Below are 18,032 nucleotides of genomic sequence, written 5' to 3'. Positions count from 1 at the left end.
TTTTTGTTTACTCTCTAACTTTCTTTGTAGCTTTGCGCGATAAATTTAACAAGCTAATGAGTCAAATTACCAATACTATTTTAATGGTTCGTCCAATTCGTTTTCGAATGAACGAACAAACTGCAGTTAATAATTACTTCCAAGAGGATATCGATATGCTCAATGAGGCGATAAATACCAAAGCCCAAAATGAGTTTGATGCTTTTGTGGAAAAGTTGAAAAATGCAGGGATAAATATTATTGTGGTTCAAGACACTCCAAATCCAGATACGCCAGATTCAATTTTTCCAAACAATTGGATTTCTACGCACGAAGATGGTACGGTTACTTTATATCCGATGTTTGCTGAAAATAGAAGGAATGAGCGTCGCGAAGATATTTTGAATATTTTAGAAGAACATAATTTCCATATCGAAAACGTAATGGATTATACCGTTGCGGAAGAGGAAGAAGTGTTTTTGGAAGGAACTGGAAGTGTAATTTTAGACAGAGTAAATCGCAAAGCTTATTGCGCACTTTCTCCTAGAGCCGATGAGGATTTGTTTATTGAATTTTGCGAAGATTTTGAATATTTCCCGGTGGTTTTTACAGCCAATCAAGATGTTGATGGCGAAAGAAAACCAATTTACCATACCAATGTAATGATGTGTGTTGGCGATGATTTTGCAATTATTTGTACCGATAGTATCGACGATAAAAAAGAACGTAAAAATGTACTTACTCATTTAAAGACCGACGGGAAAGAAATCATTACAATTTCAGAAAAACAAATGAATAGTTTTGCTGGTAATATGCTCGAAGTACAATCTAACACAGGTGAAAAGTTTTTGGTGATGAGCCAATCAGCGCGTCAAAGTTTAACTCCAGGACAAATAAATTCAATTGAAAAATATGCAACCATTTTATCTGGCGACTTAACAACTATTGAAACTTGTGGCGGTGGAAGTGCTCGATGTATGATGGCTGAGATATTTCTTCCAAAAAAATAGTATCTTTAGAGAACAGCGAATAGATTTAAAAATATGCTTTCGAAAAAAACAAAATACGGCTTAAAGGCACTTACTTACATGGCAAAAAAGGAGAGCAAAAGCCCAGTGCTTATTTCTGAAATTGCAGAACAAGAAAATATCTCCAAAAAGTTTCTAGAAATAATTCTTCTTCAGTTAAAAAATAGTGGTTTTTTAGGCTCTAAAAAAGGAAAAGGAGGAGGTTATTACCTTATTCGCGAACCAGAAAAAATTACCGTTGCCTCGTTGATACGAGTATTGGAAGGGCCTATTGCAATGTTGCCTTGCGTGAGTTTAAATTTTTACGAAAAGTGCGATGACTGTAAAAATGAGGAAGAATGTTCGTTGAGTAGACTGATGATTGAAGTTAGAGATAGTACACTAAAAGTATTGGAAAACAAAACTTTAGCTGATTTAACAAAATCTACAACGATTGTCTAAGTTGTTATTTTTTAGGTAGTTGTATTTTTTTAATGTGATTTTTCTGTTAAAAACCTACTAAATCACTAGAGTATTAATATCTTTGTTCTTTAGTTAGAACAATGTATTATGGATTTAGTAGCAATAAATAAACTTTTAAAAGATAAATCTCCTTCGGAAATTGTGCAATGGGCGCTAGCGCAAGGAGAAAATCCAGTAGTTACCACAAATTTTCGTCCGTATGAAGCGAGCATCCTGCACGCTGTTACTTCAGAAGAAAAAGATATTCCTGTAATTTGGTGTGATACCGGTTACAATACCAATAAAACGTATTTACACGCAGAGAGGTTGATTAAATCTTTGGCGTTAAACATTAAACTATACGTGCCAAAACAAACTGTGGCGCATAGAAATATGGTGATGGGGATTCCGAGTATCGAAGACCCACTGCACAAAGTGTTTACCGATCAAGTAAAGTTGGAGCCTTTTAAAAGAGCAATGACAGAAATTAAACCCGATGTTTGGTTTACCAACTTACGAAAAGGACAAACCGCTTTTCGCGATAGCTTAGATATTGTTACAAAAGGCAATGATGGCGTGTTGAAAGTGAGTCCGTTTTTTTATTATACAGATGAAGAATTGGATGCGTATTTGGAGAAACATCAGCTTGAAAACGAATTTAATTACTTCGATCCAACAAAGGTTTTAGAAAATAGAGAATGTGGTTTGCACGTGAGTTAATCTTAATTATCAAATAAAACGTATATAAAAAGGATTGCCAATGGTAGTCCTTTTTTTGATTTCTTAAAATTGAGATTTAAAGAAAATATTCTAAAATCAATTCAAAATAAAAACTTATTCTTATCTTAATGGAAATGTATAAAACATTGGGGATGTTTAAAAATTACATATTTATATTCGTATTGATGTTGTGCGTATCTTGTGGGCCTACAATTTTTCAGGAGCATATTGTATTCGATCAAGAGCGTGAAGATCTTACTATTGAATATATGAAAGAGCACTACGGAATTGAGCAAGAAACGCCAACAATTGTTCCGAAGATGGTGGTGGTGCATTGGACGGAAATACCAACTTTTCAAAAAACAATAGATGCCTTTTACGACACGCATTTGCCGAGCAGTCGCAAAGCAATTTCTGGAGCAGGAAGTTTAAATGTTTCATCGCAATTTGTAATCGATAGAGATGGATTGATTTATAGTTTGATGCCAGAAACTACCATGGCGCGCCATGTAATTGGGCTTAACCATTGCGCTATCGGAATTGAAAATGTAGGAGGGCCAGATATGCCACTTACCAAAGCGCAGTTAAATGCAAATGTTAAGCTGATAAAATATTTAAAAAGAAAATACCCAATTGAATATGTTATTGGGCATTATGAATACCAACGTTTTGAAAATACAGAGCTTTGGTTGGAGAAAGATAAAGGCTACCGAACGGTTAAAACTGACCCGAATAAGGAGTTTATGGAAGCCATTCGAAACCGTACTGCTCAATTGAATTTTAAACCCATACCTAATTAAACCGCATTAATTTATGAACACTCGTTGTTTTAAAAACATTGTACTTGTTATAGTTTTTATAGGAAGTAGTTCTTTGCTTTCTGCCCAAGATTTCTACCAACAACTTTTCGATAATTACGATACTTACAAAGAACAGAGTATTACAAAGAGAAGGTTTACACATAGTAAAATAATGCCTTTAATAAGTAATTTAAAAGGCAATGACTTTTTTACCGTGCAAAAGGTAGGAACTTCAATTAAGGGTAAAAGCTTAAACTTGATAAGTTTTGGAGAAGGTGATATAGATGTTTTTTTATGGTCGCAAATGCACGGAGATGAGTCGACAGCAACCATGGCAATTTTTGATATTTTTAATTTTTTTAAAGCCGATGATTTTCAGCAAGAAAAAAAAGAAATGCTATCGAAATTGCGAATTCATTTTCTTCCGATGTTAAATCCAGATGGCGCTGAAATGTTTACTCGAAGAAACGCCTTGGGAGTAGATATTAATAGAGACGCACTTCGTTTGCAATCGCCAGAGAGTAAAACTTTAAAACGCATTCGCGATAGTTTGAATGCCGACTTCGGATTTAATTTACACGATCAAAGTACGTATTACAACGCCAATCGAACTCCAAAACCTGCAACTATTTCGTACTTGGCGCCAGCGTATAATTACGAAAAAGATGTAAATGAAACTCGTGGAAACGCCATGAAACTCATTGCGTACATGAATGATATTTTACAGCAATATGCGCCCGGACAAGTTGGGAGGTATAACGATGATTTTGAACCACGTGCTTTTGGTGATAACATTCAGAAATGGGGAACAAGTGTGGTACTTATCGAGTCTGGAGGATATCCAAACGATCCAGAAAAACAACACATTAGGAAGTTGAATTTTGTTACGATTCTTTCGGCAATTCACGCTATCGCTACTGAAGAATTTAAAGCCATATCGAGAGATAATTATTTTAATATTCCAGAAAACGACCGAAAGTTATTCGATTTAAAACTTACAGGAGTGCAATATCCGTTATTGGGAAATACCTATACAGTAGATTTAGGAATTCATGAAAATGAAGTTTCCGCACATACCGAGTCTGGTTATTTTTACAAAGCTAATATTGCCGATATGGGCGATTTATCTACTTATTTTGGTTATGAAGAGTTTGATGCTTCAGCCTATAAAGTAGTTGTTCCTAAAATTTATCCTGAAGCATTTTCTACGTTGCAGGCAGTTACTGAAAAGGGAGTTGCTTCACTTTTGAAGGAAGGCTATGCCTTTGTGAAAGTTTCAAATCTTCCGCAAGATAAAGATGCTGTACAGTTTCCGTTGCATGTAATTTCTTCTGAAAAAAATACAGACATTAAGTTTTATGTTGGTGCCAATCCAACTTTCTTTTTGGAGAAAAATGGAAAACTTGAGTACCTGGTAATAAATGGAAATTTAGTGAGTTTGTCTTCCGAAGAAAAACCTTTTGGGAATGCTTTAATTTTTAGATAAACGTTTCTTTGAAACTAACTGTTTTAAAAATGAAAAACTCATAATAGGAATAAAGAGCGCAAAAGGAAGTGAAGTTATAATGAGTATTTTTTGGAGCGCTATTAGCATATCTACATCTTCTTTTATATTTCCTAAAATAAGCATGGCAGTACTGAATATTGCAATAACGATTGACCAAATAATACGGTGTGATTTTTTGGGTTCGAGATTGCCTTTGTCACTAAACATACTTAATACAAAAATGGCAGAATCAACCGAAGTAAGTAGGAAGCCGATAAGTAATAATACGATGGAAGTATTGATGAAAAATTGGAACGGATAATGCTTGAAGAAGACAAAGATGGAAGTGAAAACATTTCCAAATTCGTTGTTGTATTCATTCCAACTTTCGATTAATTGAAAAGCGTTTTCTCCAAAAGTTGTAAACCATAAAAAGGTGCCGAGGGAGGGAATTATCATAACTCCAAGTAACATTTCTCGAAGGGTTCTCCCTTTCGAGATTCGAGCTATAAATACTCCGGTGAACGGAGCCCATGCTAACCAAAATGCCCAGTAGTAATAGGTCCAATCTGTTAAAAAATCTTTCCCAGGATTGTAATTGCCTAAAGCTAAACTCAGCGAAACAAAATCTCTGATATAGTAAAATAATGCGATACAGAATTCTTTTAAAATTGTAATAATATCGCTTTGTAGAAGTACAAAAATCAACAATGTAATTGTTGCTATTAAGTTTATTTTTGAAATGTTTTTAATGCCTTTGTGAATGCCTTTCCAAGCAGATAAAAAGGCAAAACCACAGATAACAACAGTTAAGCCAATAGTAAAACTAAGATTCAAATTTTTGTTGAGTAGATGTGTGAGTCCGCCATTAATTTGAGAAGTTCCCAAAACGATCGCTCCAACAAGTCCGAATATTGTGGCTATAATCACTAAAATATCGATACTGCTTAATAGTTTGGGAGACTTTATTAAAGGTTGTACAGTTGTACTTACGCGTCCTAATTTATTTTTGGTGAATAAATAATAACCAATAACTAATCCGAACAGACCGTAAAATGCCCAAGCCGTGAAGCCCCATTGAAAAAAAGTATATTCGAGGGCAAGGATTCGATTGTCAAAATTAACTTCAATTGGTGGATTTAAGTACATGTACACAGGCTCTTGAACTGCTCGAAGCAAAATTCCGGCACCCATGCCAGCACTGTATAGCATTGCAATCCATGCCCATCTAGAATATTCTGGTCGGTCGGTAGCTTTTCCGAGTCGTAGTTTTCCCAAGGGAGATAATGCCAATGCAATTAAAAAAATAACACAAAAAAATCCGAGGTATAGGTAATAAGTCCCAAACCAACTTCGAACCCATAATGAGGCACTTTCAATGAATTCATAGCTTTTTGTAGGAAATGCAAAAATGATTCCTGAAAGTATCAAAATTGAACTTACAGAAAGGGATAGTAATTTGTTTTTAAAAATTTGCAGAGTGCTCTTATTTTATAATTTAATAATTGAGTATGACATTGTCGATAATGAGTTCACTTCCTACCGCTCCTTCAAAATAATCACCATTTGCACTCGACGTAAACACAGCTACTAAATGCGTAGGAGTTTCGCTTGTTTCAGCATAAAGTTCGCCATCTTTCGGAAGCATGTAACTTGGAGTGTCTGCAGGGAGTTCACCATAAGTAAAATCTACAGTAATGTTTTGTAAATCACTTCCAGTTTCTGCATCAATTCGGTGCCAAGCTGTAGCAACTCGTTTTGTGATATTATCTTCGCGACGCTCTAATAAAATATACATGTCTCCAGTATCTGGGTATGAGAGGTTATTTTGATTTGCATCTATATTGGTTTCCCCAGGAGTGTATTTAAAATCTACGCTGAAGGAGGTTGGAGTGGCTGTAAAAGGTGTTCCAAATTCAATAGCGTCTAACGGATTGTTAAAGCTGATGTTGTCTTCTAAAAAATCTCCAGTAAAAACAGAACCAGCTGCAATAGGTTTGTTTACAACAGCGCCAAGTCTGGTGTAGCGTGTAGTTAGTTTAACACCGTAGTTATTGGGCGTGATTTCAACTTGCTCGGCATTGGGGTCTATTCCGGCAAAAACTACTCCTGGATTACTTGTTCCCCAAACAGAGGAAGCGTCGTCTACTCCTGGATCAAGATACGATCCTTCATTGTGCCAAACACTAAAATCGGAATTATCGATTTGTGGTTGACTTCCAATTTCAAAAACCGAAAGTATCCAAGGAGAAACCGTATTGTCTTCCGCAGTAATATTGGTTATTACGGTGCCGTTTGTGAAATCGAGGGTGTCTCCAACAGCAATTGTTGCAGTAGCAAAAGAAGATAACTTCAGACTTCGGATAACGATAATTTCAAGGTTAGTGCCATTTGCAACATCTATTCTAATTGAATCATTAATAGCATCGATGTATGGATTACCACTTTGTGAACTAACTTCGATATTGGTAATATCTGCAGAACTACTTAAACCAAAATAATCTTCATCTACACAAGCAGAGCAGAGTAGAATAATGATAAAAAGTGTTACAAATGGTTTCATGTTTTCAGCGTTTAAATTAATAGAAAGAGCTTAAAAGTAGTATGCCAATCCGAAGTCTAGCGATAATAGTGAAATATCGAAATCGAGTTTAAAGTCAGAACTGCTTCCTTGTTTAATCCCATTTGTGGTAATGTCTGAGTGTGTATAGTCAAGGCCTAATAATTTCAAAGCAACTTCAAAAGCAAAGCCTTCAGTTAAAATAACAGCAACGCCAGGTTTCACTCCTAGTCTTAAATTAAATTCGTCGTTAAAAGTTTTTGTAATATCATCCTCACTTTTGGTATGCCTAGTATTTGTATTTCCAAAGCCTACTCCCAAATTAGTTTCGTTAAAAAAATTCAATCTATGATTGGCAGTTACAGGATAATAATTTCTGAGGAAACCAGTGAACGTATGTACAGATTTTGCCGATTGGTACCTAGGAGATTCATCGTCGGTTTGGTAATTTAGATCTTGAGAATGTTTTAAATAACTGTACTGTAATCCTATGGACATATTGTCTTTTACAAAATATCCGCCAGTAAAATTAATTTCAAAATTTTCTTGTTCGTTTTTAGAAATATTAAAAAGAATATTCTCTATATCGTCATCGTCGTCTGTGTTTACACTTAAGGTTATCCCGGTGTGCCATTTCCCTTTACTAAAGTTAATTACAGGCTCTTCATCTTGAGCAGAACTTAATAAAGGAAAACCTATCAAAGCAATCAATGTGCTGAAAAATAGAACCTTATTGTAGTTGTGTTTCATTTGTGTTTTTTTAAACTGATTGACTTTTTTACTGTGTGGTGTAAACCTTCAAAGTTTATAAGTGTTAAATTATCACAGCGATAATATGGTTTAAAATTAGGTAAAAATTCTAAACTGAAGGAGAAGTAGCTGTGTTTTATAAATACAGCATGTTTGTTTTTGTTGCTGAAATTAAAAAGTAACTTTATTGGTAGATGAAGATATTGAGTAGATTAAATTGTGTTTTAAACAGTTGTTAGGCCGAAAATAGTTGTTAAAATCCGTATCTTTGCACCCAAATTTTTCGTAAAAATGAATATTCAGGAAATCATAATTACCAAAGTTAAAGAAGCAGTACTTTCTATTTTTGATAAAGAGTTACCAACTGTCGAGTTACAAGCTACACGTAAAGAGTTTGAAGGCGATATTACAGTGGTAATTTTTCCAATGTTGCGTACCATAAAAGGAAATCCGCAACAAATAGGGGAGCAAATTGGTGCTTATTTGGAAGCCAATGTTTCAGAAATTGAAAAGTTTAATGTGGTAAAAGGCTTTTTAAACTTAGTAATTTCAGATGCATATTTTATTGATTTTTTCAATCAGATAAAGTTAAATTCAACTTTCGGATATAAAAATCCGCAGGAAGGAGAGAAAGCTGTGATGGTTGAATATTCATCTCCAAACACCAACAAACCGTTGCATTTAGGGCATGTTCGTAATAATCTATTAGGATATTCTGTTGCCGAGATTATAAAAGCTGCTGGAAAGAAAGTTTATAAAACTCAAATTATAAACGATAGAGGAATTCATATTTGTAAATCCATGTTGGCTTGGCAAAAGTTCGGCAATGGCGAAACTCCAGCAAGTACAGGTCTTAAAGGAGATAAGCTCGTAGGGAATTATTACGTGGCCTTTGATAAAGCCTACAAAGCTGAAATCGAAAATTTAGTAGCACAAGGTGTTGATAAAGCAACTGCCGAAAAAGAAGCACCATTACTTTTGGAAGCTCAAGAGATGTTGAGAAAGTGGGAAGCTGGCGATGCTGAAGTTGTAAAACTTTGGGAAACTATGAACGGTTGGGTGTACGAAGGTTTCGATACAACTTATAAAAATTTAGGAGTAAACTTTGACGCACTTTACTATGAAAGCGACACTTATTTACTTGGGAAAGATGTAGTTGCCGATGGTTTGGAAAGAGGTATTTTTTATAAGAAAGAAGATGGTTCGGTTTGGATTGATTTAACCGACGAAGGTTTGGATGAAAAAATTGTGTTAAGAGCCGATGGAACTGCCGTTTATATGACGCAAGATATCGGAACTGCTATACAACGTATAAAAGATTATCCAGATGTTGGAGGTTTGGTTTATACTGTAGGAAACGAACAAGATTATCATTTTCAAGTATTGTTTTTAATTCTGAAAAAACTCGGATTTGATTGGGCGCAAAACTTGTATCATTTAAGTTATGGAATGGTAGATTTGCCAAGCGGGAAGATGAAGAGTAGAGAAGGGACTGTTGTAGATGCCGACGATTTGATTACAGAGATGGCTTCTACTGCTGAAGAAATTTCTATGGAACTTGGTAAATTGGATGGTTTTAGCGAAGAAGAAAAACAAGCACTTTATAAAACAATTGGACTTGGAGCTTTGAAATATTACATTTTAAAAGTCGACCCTAAAAAGCGAATTTTATTCGACCCAATGGAGTCTATCGACTTTCAAGGAAATACAGGGCCGTTTATTCAGTATACCTATGCCAGAATTCAGTCTATTTTAAGAAAAGCCGATTTTAATTATAAAGAAGGAAATGTAGCAACAACTTATGTGTTACACGAAAAAGAAAAATCGCTTATCAAACAAATTGAATTATTCCCTGAAGTAGTTCAAAATGCGGCATCAAATTTCAGTCCGGCAATTATAGCAAACTATACTTACGACTTGGTAAAAGAGTTTAATTCTTTCTACCAAAACGTTTCTATTTTAGGAGCCGATGATGCTTCAGAAAAAATGTTTAGAGTACAACTTTCAGCAAAAGTAGCTGAGGTTATCGCCAATGCTTTTAGCTTGTTAGGAATTAACGTTCCAGAGCGAATGTAATTTCAAGAGCGAAATTTAAAAATATAAAAAAGCCCCGAAAAATTTTCGGGGCTTTTTGCTGTAAATAAAACAGCTCGAAACTAACAAACTCAAATAATATTTATTTTAATTTGGATATAACATGTATTGTATATCGCATAAATCTAACAACTCATATTTTTTTGGACGTAATTTTACAAGCCTTGTAAGTTCCAAAACTTCTTGTTTGTTAAGCAAAATGAGTAAGTTTGATTGTATTGTTGGGATAGGAATACGCTTGTTGTAAATAGAATACTTGTATTCTTCTTCCCAATATTCAATTTCTAAATTGTGTAAGTAATTATGAAAACTCTCAAATTCACCCTCAGTAAAATTAAAGTTGAGGTTGTTATACAGTAATTGGTACATATTATTGTGTTTGCAATAAATCAAAATACCATTTTTACATCGATTTAATATTTGCAGGTTTTTACACATAATTACTTGTTTTATAGAAGGTTTTACATTGTGTTCAGTTTTATTTTACAATAAAACTATCGATAACTGCTTCAATTTCTTTTTTGCTACTATTGGCAGGCATTCCAAATAAATGCGCAAATAATGGTTTGTTATCTACAGTTTTTTGAAGCTCGATATCTTTATTTTGGTCAAATACTTCTTGCCATTTGTTTCTTACAATTTTCCAGAATTTTTCATTCTCTTTCCACCAATCTTGAGCAGCTTTACACTTTTCGTCTGCAACTTTAGTGTAGGTATCAAATCCTTTTTCTTGTGCTAAAACAAAATCGTTTCCGTTTTCATCTCTTACAATTTTGTCGTTGTCTTGTTCGTGTATCCAACCATAATCTGTAATAGCGTGAATGTTTCTACGTTTCATAACATTATAGTCATCTCTAACTGTATGTTCTCTTCTAGGAAGCGGAGCATCGGTAGTGTTTACCCAATATTTTTTTCCGTCAACATTTACCCAAGTTGCAGTTCCTTCGTAACGAGGGCTATCATCTACTTGATAAACTTTTTGTGTCCATTGTCCTTGTACATCCGCTTTGCTAAGTTGCTCAAACTTCCACTCTTTGTCTTTGTAAAACTGGTATAAGTTTGTGTTTTCGTACAACCAATCTTGGCGCCAGTGCTTAATAATCATAGTATCGTTTGCAATAAGTAAGTGTTGCATAACAATTTTATTAGGCTTGTCTTCCACCAATTCTACCCACTCCAAAGCGCCAACTTGTTTCACTTTTGATGGTTGGTAAGTAGAATCTTTTGCGTTGTTAAAGGTTTCAGCAAAATTGAAGCGTACTTCATAACAACCGCACATGTCTTTAATGTTTTTTTGGTCTTGTGCTTTCTTGTTTTCCTGAGCAGATGCAGTTAAACCGCTCAAAGTAAGTGATAAACCTAAAAGGAATAATGTTTTTTTCATTTGTTGATTTAATTAGTTTTTCATTTCTGATGAGACAAAAATATAAAATTTATTTAGATTGAATAAAAATAACTTATATATTTGCTGAAAATTATCAAGAACCAGTCTAAATAATGAGATTCATAACAAACCTATTTATATTCTTATTTTCAGTAGTAACATTCTCTCAAACGCTACAACTGTCCGATACTACGCATGTAAACGATCTAAAAGAAGTGGTAGTAACTGGGCAATACAATCCGCAGTCGGTTAAAAAGTCGGTGTATGAAGTAACAGTTATCAGCAATAATGATATCAAACGACAAGCAGGAAATAATTTGGCAGACGTTTTAAATCAAACCCTAAATATTTCAATTATTCCAAATGCATCAACTGGGAAGTCTGATATAAAAATGTTCGGTTTAGATGGACAATATGTTAAGATTTTGGTAGATAATATTCCGTTAGTAAACGATGAAGGCTTCGGAAACAATACCGACCTCACTCAGATAAACCTAGACGATATCGAACAAATAGAAATTGTAGAAGGCGCTATGGGAGTGCAGTATGGAACAGGTGCTGTAGCTGGAGTAATTAATGTGATTACTAAAAAATCGTCTCGATATAAATGGCAAATTACGCCTTACATTCAAGAAGAAACTATTGGAGATGAGTACGGATGGTTTGATAAAGGAAGACATATTCAATCGTTGAGCGTATCGCACAATATTTCGGAGAAAATGTATGCAAATGCAGTAGTTACCCGAAACGATTTTGCAGGTTTATGGAACGATAAAGAAGGAGAAGATTACCCGTATAACGACGGAAAACGTGGTTATGAGTGGTTGCCAAAAGTGCAATTTAATGCGAAAGGAATTTTGAGCTACAATACCGAAAATGCAAAGCTATTTTACAAGTTTGAGTATTTCGATGAAACAGTTTCTAGATACGATTCTGTAGTGCGCGAAAACTACAATCCATCAACGCAAACATCAAATCCTGTAGCGAGCGATGAGATTTTTTCTTCGGAACGTTTTACGCATCATTTAAATGCGAATGGAAATTTTAACGGTGGTGTAAATTACGATGTCTCTTTATCTTTTCAGCAACAAAAGAAAAATGCCGAAACTTATAATTACCGAATTGTAGAAGGTGAGAAGTTTGATGTTGCCAACTTTGAGTATGAATCTCGAAAAGTGTATTACTCAAAAGGTAACTTCAGCAATTTCTTACAAGGAAATGTTTTTGATTTTCAAACAGGGTACGAAGTTGAGCTCACTAACGGTTATGCGTCATCAATTTCTGGTGACTACGACGGAGAAAACATCAGTAGAAAAATTAACTCTTACGATGTTTTTGCTTCCGCAGAATACATTCCGAACAGCAAATTTTCATTACGTCCAGGAGCGAGAGTATTGTTTTCAAACAAGTTTGACACACAACTGGCGCTCGAGTTATCAGCAAAATATTTGTTTGATAACAACTTAGAGTTGCGTGCAATAGTTGGGTCTTCGCCAAGACGTCCAAATTTTACAGAGTTGTATTCTTATTTTGTAGATGCGAACCACGATGTGCAAGGGAATGAAAATTTAAAACCAGAAGACGGAATATCGGCTTTTGTGCATGCCAAAAAAGAATTTCAGCTCACTCCAGATTTTGCTTTAAGAAGTAAACTTTCGGTTGGGTATATAGATGTGAGCGACCGTATTGAATTGATTATTGTAAATCCATCGCCATTGGCATATCAATACAATAATATCGATACGTACCGAAGATGGAACGTGTCTTTTACCAACGGAATTCAATATAAAAACTTAACAGGAAACCTCGGACTTTCTTACTCGGGAGTTTCAAAAGTTTTGGAGGGTAGAACGTATAACGACGATTATTTAAAGTCGTTGCAAATCAACGCCAATGTATCGTACAGCATTCCGCGATGGAACACTACTTTTTCAACTTATTTTAAACACAACGGACCAGAATATCAATTTTTGCAAGACCAGAATGAGGCAGGAGAAACCATCATTATTCGTGGGGAACAAGACCCGTATAGTTGGTGGGATGCATCGGTACGAAAATCGTTTTACAACAATAAATTTCAGATTACAGCAGGAGCCAGAAACCTGTTAGACGTTACGCGAATAAACAACACAACCGTAGGAGGGACAGTGCACGGCGCTGGAGCTTCAAATATATTATTAGGCTACGGGAGATCGTATTTTGTAAAGCTTCTGTATAACATAAATTTTAACTAAACAATCAACATAAATAATCAAATAAATTTTACACAAATGAAAAACAATTTTTTATTTCTAACCTTGCTAGCGCTATTTACACTTGTTTCTTGTAGTGACGACGATAGTAAAACTGTACAAGAGTTTGTAGTGGCTTTCGAAAACCCATCGGTAAGTTTTTCTGCAGATGAAACTACCAAAGAGGTAAAACTCGTATTTTCTCGTGCAGCTACCGAAGACGGAATTGCAACGATTTCTTATACAACTGTAAATGCTGCTTATGGAACAGATTTTACTACAGATCCATCTGGTGAAAGCGGAACTTTCGAAGTGGCTTTAGTTGCAGGAACTAGTGCTTCTACTTTTACTTTCAACAAACTTCAAAATCCAATTGAAGGAACGGAAATGTCGGTTGCTTTAAAACTAGACAGAGTAACGAATCCAGAAGGCGACGTAAGAGGAAATACAACTTTAGACGTAAACTTTACTGAAAGTGCTGCTACGGGTGGTGTTATTTCTCCAGAAGTGGGAGGTCCAAACCAACCAAATCAAGTGTATGTAGACTTAAGTGCGCAAACACAAACTGCAGTTAAGAGAGATGTTTGGGATTTAGGGTTTTACGCTGGAGACGAGTTTAGAGTGGTTCTTAACGGATCTATTTATATGGCTGCAAAAGCATTAGAGACTACCGATATCGATGCGGTAACTGAAGCAGATGTTGCAGAGTTTCAATCGAGTGTTGCTGTAGGAACGTTTAGTGCAGAGAGCGCTGGTTACATCGATAACCCAGCAGGTGCATTATCTGGAACTGCTATTGCTGAAATTTCTGAAACTGAAGCAGACAACAAAGTGTACTTATTAAACTTAGGTTCTGAAATTGGTACTGAAACTCCAGAAAACGGAAGTATTGATGTTACTGATGACGCAAGAGGTTGGAGAAAAATTAAAATCAACAGAAGCGGAAACGATTATGTATTACAGTATGCTGAATTAAATGCAACAACGCACAACGAAGTAATTATTTCTAAAGACGAAGCGTATAACTTCACCTTCTTTAGTTTTGCTACGGAAGCTGCTGCAGAGGTAGAGCCTGCAAAAGATAAATGGGATTTAAACTTTACAGTTTTCACAAACGAAATTCCAGGATATGGAGCTTACGGTTATGCAGATTATGTTACAACAAACATCAAACAAAGTGCTTCTGCATATATGGTAAGCGAAGAAGATTTTACATATGAAGATTTTACAGCTTCAAATGTAGATGAGGCAAGTTTACTTGAAGATCAACGCGGAATTGGAAGTAACTGGAGAAATGCTGGAGGACCAAGTTCTTTACCATCATTAAAAGAAGCTGTTTTCTTTGTAGTGAAAGACGCAAACGGAAACTATTACAAAGTTCGTTTTACAGCACTTTTAAGCGAAAGTGGAGAAAGAGGATATCCTTCATTTGAATACGCTTTATTGTAAAAATCTAAAAAATAGTAAATGAAGTTTTTAAACATACTTTTTATCATTCTCCGTTTGTATCTAGGTGGTGTGATGATTTATGGCGGAATCCATAAGTTCGAACAGCCTAGTATTTCACCGATTGAAGTGGTACAAAAAGCAGAAAAGTTTTCTAGCCCAGAGCACGAAAATACACTGCAAAAAATACTTTACATCAGTGGGGCGAAACAAACAGGATACTTTTGGGAAGTTCTTGGTGTGTGCGAATTGCTCTTCGGAATTCTTTTAGTAATTCAAGGAACAGGGTTCATCGGGGCACTTTTATTACTCCCAATAAGTTTACACATCTTTTTGTTTCACTACTACCTAGAAGGTGATGAAATAGGAGAATTATTTAAAACACTTGGTCTTTTAATAATCAATATAGTATTGGTGTTAAAAGAATACCCAAAATGGAAACACTTACTATGGATCAGACCATTGTAATCAAAGCATTTAATTGGCTTGGGGGTCAGTTAAATAATTAGTTATTCATTAATTCATGTGGTTTGAGGCGCTTTTTAACAAAGGCGCCTCTTTTTTTGTACAATATTAATATCTTGCAGTATAAACCAACCTGTTGTAAAATGAGCCGTAATAATTTTAAAAACTAACCAACCTAAAAGCACTTAATTTTTATGGCGAATTACATCTAGCAGTATTTTAAAAGAATAGCAGATGAAACCTACTTTAAAAATGCTATTGTATGCACTTTTGGTGTTTATAGTAGCTTGTTCTTCTGATGACGGAGCGCTTCCAGAAGAAAATAATTTAATCAATGTTGATAATCGGCAAAGTACGGGCGACTCGGCTTTCGATTTTTTATCAGAAGAAAACTTTACAAATTTATTCATCGAAGTGGTGTATGTTGAAGGGTTTGAACCTTCCGAAGAATCTTTAAATAATTTAGTGAGTTTTATCAATCAACGATGTTATAAATCTGAAGGAATTCAGATAAGCAAACGCGCAATTCCTTCCACAGGAAAAAGTTCGTATACAGTTGAAGAAATCGATAAACTTGAAAAAGATGTTAGAATACAATACAATTCAAATAAGCAATTAGCACTCTTTGCGTTATTTCTAAACGGAAGTTATAATAATGGCAACGAAGACGCGATGGTTTTGGGAGTAGCATATAGAAATACATCTTTTGTTATTTTTGAAGAAGAAATTCATAACTTTAATAACACGATTACGGGATCTAATTTAGTTTTGTTTGAAAGTACCGTTTTGAGACACGAATTTTGTCATTTGTTGGGACTTGTAGATTTAGGTTCTGAAATGCAAACCGATCACCTTGATACTGAAAACGGACATCATTGCAATGTGGAATCGTGTTTGATGAATCATGAAATTGAATTTGGATTTAATCTCGGAAATGTAGCTTCCGAAGCAAATATTCCGCAGTTAGACGATCATTGCTTGGCAGATTTACGGGCTAACGGAGGAAGATAAATTTTTTAAATGGAGCAAAAAAACAATTTAGTTGAAGGAAAAATTTTAAACAGTCTTTTAGGGTTGGCTTTTCCGATTATAATGGCAAATATCCTTCAAACCATGTATCAATTAATCGATACTTTTTGGCTTGGACGTTTGGGAGCCAATGCTGTGGCAAGTGTAAGTTTAAGTTTCCCGATTTTGTTTTTAGTGCTTTCTTTAGGAGGAGGATTAACCCTTGGCGGAACTGTAATTGTATCGCAACACAAAGGAGCTGGCGACCAAAAAATGGTGAATTATGCAGCATCTCAAACTGTATTTGTAATCTTCTTTATATCTATATTTTTAGCATTGGTTGGCTACTTTTTGTCCGATCCTTTAATGCGATTGGTAGGTGCGAGTCCAGAAATTTTATCCGATTCGGTTACTTATTTCAAAGTTTCCTCGTGGGGATTTATTTTCCTATTTATGTTTTTTGTATACCAATCTTTAATGCGAGGTATTGGTAATGTGTTGATCCCAATGTATATCGTTTTGGCAACGGTTATTTTAAATTTAATCCTCGATCCGCTTTTTATTTTTGGATACGGATCCATTCCTGGTTATGGTGTTGCAGGAGCTGCTATTGCAAGTATTATTACGCAAGGAGTATCTGCAGTTGCAGGAATGTGGATTCTCTTCCGAGGAAAAAGAGGAATAAAAATTAAGTTTTCTCATATGAAATTTGATTTCCCTTGGATTAAAAATTTATTCATTATCGGGATTCCTTCGAGTTTAGATCAATCGAGTAGAGCCACTGCCATGACGGCAATGGTTATGCTGGTAACTAGTTTTAGTAGTGATGTTGTTGCTGCCTACGGAATTGGAGCCAGAATTTTAAGTTTGGTTATTGTACCCGCACTGGGGCTTTCGATTGCGACTACAAGTTTGGTAGGACAAAATATTGGAGCCGATAGAATTGATAGAGCCGAAAAAGCAGGCGATTTGGGAGCGCTTATTGCAGCAATAGGACTTACATTTTTAGGGATGTTGTTGTTCTTTTTTGCTGAACCACTTACTCGATTTTTTGTTCCAGATGATGAAAATGTAATTCGTATTGGAGCAAAATTTATAAAGATAATGGCGCCAAGCTTCGGACTTTTGGGTGTACAGCAGGTACTTAACGGAGTATTTAATGGAGCAGGTTTAACTACGGTTTCCATGTTTATTTCTATACTAACTCTTTGGATTATTAGATTTCCAACAGGTTTTATATTGTCGCACAAAACGCCTTTGGATTACGAAGGAATTTGGTGGGCATTTCCTATTTCAAACGCATTGGCAGCCATCATAGCATTTGTTTATTACAAACGAGGTACATGGAAAACAAAACAGCCAAAGGTTTTTAATTTTGAATAAATTGGTTTGTTAAGTGGGAATCAAAGATTGAAGAAGTTTAAAAAAACAGCTAAGGTTTCTAAAACCTTAGCTGTTTTTTGGTCATCTCGTATTGTTACCGTCATTCCGAACGAGGTACGAGGAGGAATCTCATTCTGTATGATGTGAGTCTGAATCAAGTTCAGGTTGACGCTTTATTTTAAAGTATTTTCAAACTAGGCTTCCTTTGTCGGTAGACAGGCGGAGGTTCTTCTGTTTAACTGTTGAATCGGGTAATT

Annotated in this window: 16 protein-coding genes; 11 read left to right on the top strand and 5 right to left on the bottom strand. The window is 35.2% G+C overall.

Annotated elements, in window-relative coordinates; all coding sequences use genetic code 11:
- Window positions 1–56: 56 nt before the first annotated feature.
- From ctlX to JMA43_RS00105, 5 genes are all read left to right on the top strand, one after another.
- A complete protein-coding gene (ctlX, locus tag JMA43_RS00125; RefSeq protein WP_342153698.1) occupies window positions 57–989 on the top strand; it encodes a citrulline utilization hydrolase CtlX in 933 nt (310 codons plus the stop codon).
- Between the two features lie 33 nt (window positions 990–1,022).
- Complete coding sequence (locus tag JMA43_RS00120) at window positions 1,023–1,448, top strand: RrF2 family transcriptional regulator (protein WP_342153696.1); 426 nt, start codon at window positions 1,023–1,025, stop codon at window positions 1,446–1,448.
- Between the two features lie 108 nt (window positions 1,449–1,556).
- On the top strand, window positions 1,557–2,168 hold the full coding sequence (locus JMA43_RS00115; protein WP_342153695.1) for a phosphoadenosine phosphosulfate reductase domain-containing protein: 612 nt from the start codon (window positions 1,557–1,559) through the stop codon (window positions 2,166–2,168).
- 128 nt (window positions 2,169–2,296) lie between these two features.
- Window positions 2,297–2,968 (top strand): N-acetylmuramoyl-L-alanine amidase, encoded by a 672-nt coding sequence (locus tag JMA43_RS00110; RefSeq protein ID WP_342153692.1) that lies wholly within the window; start codon window positions 2,297–2,299, stop codon window positions 2,966–2,968.
- A 13-nt stretch (window positions 2,969–2,981) separates the two neighbouring features.
- On the top strand, window positions 2,982–4,454 hold the full coding sequence (locus JMA43_RS00105; protein ID WP_342153690.1) for a M14 family metallopeptidase: 1,473 nt from the start codon (window positions 2,982–2,984) through the stop codon (window positions 4,452–4,454).
- On the opposite strand, the gene JMA43_RS00100 is transcribed toward JMA43_RS00105, so the two are convergent.
- Genes JMA43_RS00100 through JMA43_RS00090 form a run of 3 tightly spaced genes read right to left on the bottom strand, consistent with a single transcriptional unit; the run spans window position 4,440 to window position 7,764 of the window.
- Complete coding sequence (locus tag JMA43_RS00100) at window positions 4,440–5,927, bottom strand: BCCT family transporter (protein ID WP_342155090.1); 1,488 nt, start codon at window positions 5,925–5,927, stop codon at window positions 4,440–4,442. The genes JMA43_RS00105 and JMA43_RS00100 overlap by 15 nt on opposite strands.
- A 25-nt stretch (window positions 5,928–5,952) precedes the next feature.
- Entirely contained in the window at window positions 5,953–7,017 is a 1,065-nt protein-coding gene (locus JMA43_RS00095; protein WP_342153688.1) for a PCMD domain-containing protein, read from the bottom strand.
- 30 nt (window positions 7,018–7,047) lie between these two features.
- On the bottom strand, window positions 7,048–7,764 hold the full coding sequence (locus tag JMA43_RS00090) for an outer membrane beta-barrel protein (protein ID WP_342153686.1): 717 nt from the start codon (window positions 7,762–7,764) through the stop codon (window positions 7,048–7,050).
- 291 nt (window positions 7,765–8,055) lie between these two features.
- On the opposite strand from JMA43_RS00090, the gene argS reads away from it, so the two are divergent.
- Window positions 8,056–9,840, top strand: a complete 1,785-nt coding sequence (gene argS / locus JMA43_RS00085; protein ID WP_342153684.1) for an arginine--tRNA ligase — start codon at window positions 8,056–8,058, stop codon at window positions 9,838–9,840.
- Window positions 9,841–9,945: 105 nt separating this feature from the next.
- On the opposite strand, the gene JMA43_RS00080 is transcribed toward argS, so the two are convergent.
- Together JMA43_RS00080 and JMA43_RS00075 are read right to left on the bottom strand one after the other, a co-directional pair.
- Window positions 9,946–10,296 carry a DUF6686 family protein gene (locus tag JMA43_RS00080; RefSeq protein WP_342153683.1) on the bottom strand — a complete coding sequence of 117 codons (351 nt, stop codon included), beginning with the start codon at window positions 10,294–10,296 and terminating at the stop codon, window positions 9,946–9,948.
- Between the two features lie 40 nt (window positions 10,297–10,336).
- Window positions 10,337–11,242, bottom strand: coding sequence for a DUF6607 family protein (locus tag JMA43_RS00075; RefSeq protein WP_342153681.1), 906 nt, complete (start codon window positions 11,240–11,242; stop codon window positions 10,337–10,339).
- A gap of 113 nt (window positions 11,243–11,355) precedes the next feature.
- On the opposite strand from JMA43_RS00075, the gene JMA43_RS00070 reads away from it, so the two are divergent.
- The 5 genes from JMA43_RS00070 to JMA43_RS00050 all read left to right on the top strand — a co-directional run bounded on the left by JMA43_RS00070 (window position 11,356) and on the right by JMA43_RS00050 (window position 17,775).
- Complete coding sequence (locus tag JMA43_RS00070; RefSeq protein WP_342153679.1) at window positions 11,356–13,476, top strand: TonB-dependent receptor plug domain-containing protein; 2,121 nt, start codon at window positions 11,356–11,358, stop codon at window positions 13,474–13,476.
- 36 nt (window positions 13,477–13,512) lie between these two features.
- Complete coding sequence (locus JMA43_RS00065) at window positions 13,513–14,922, top strand: HmuY family protein (protein ID WP_342153677.1); 1,410 nt, start codon at window positions 13,513–13,515, stop codon at window positions 14,920–14,922.
- Between the two features lie 18 nt (window positions 14,923–14,940).
- Window positions 14,941–15,387, top strand: a complete 447-nt coding sequence (locus tag JMA43_RS00060; protein WP_342153675.1) for a DoxX family membrane protein — start codon at window positions 14,941–14,943, stop codon at window positions 15,385–15,387.
- 231 nt (window positions 15,388–15,618) lie between these two features.
- Window positions 15,619–16,395: a membrane metalloprotease gene (locus tag JMA43_RS00055; protein WP_342153673.1), complete on the top strand. Its 777-nt coding sequence runs from the start codon at window positions 15,619–15,621 to the stop codon at window positions 16,393–16,395.
- Window positions 16,396–16,404: 9 nt separating this feature from the next.
- Window positions 16,405–17,775, top strand: coding sequence for an MATE family efflux transporter (locus tag JMA43_RS00050; RefSeq protein WP_342153671.1), 1,371 nt, complete (start codon window positions 16,405–16,407; stop codon window positions 17,773–17,775).
- Window positions 17,776–18,032 lie beyond the last annotated feature (257 nt).

Origin of the sequence: Joostella sp. CR20 (assembly GCF_038433465.1) — a bacterium.
Lineage (GTDB): Bacteria > Bacteroidota > Bacteroidia > Flavobacteriales > Flavobacteriaceae > Galbibacter.
This window is presented reverse-complemented; position numbering and strand designations above follow the sequence as displayed.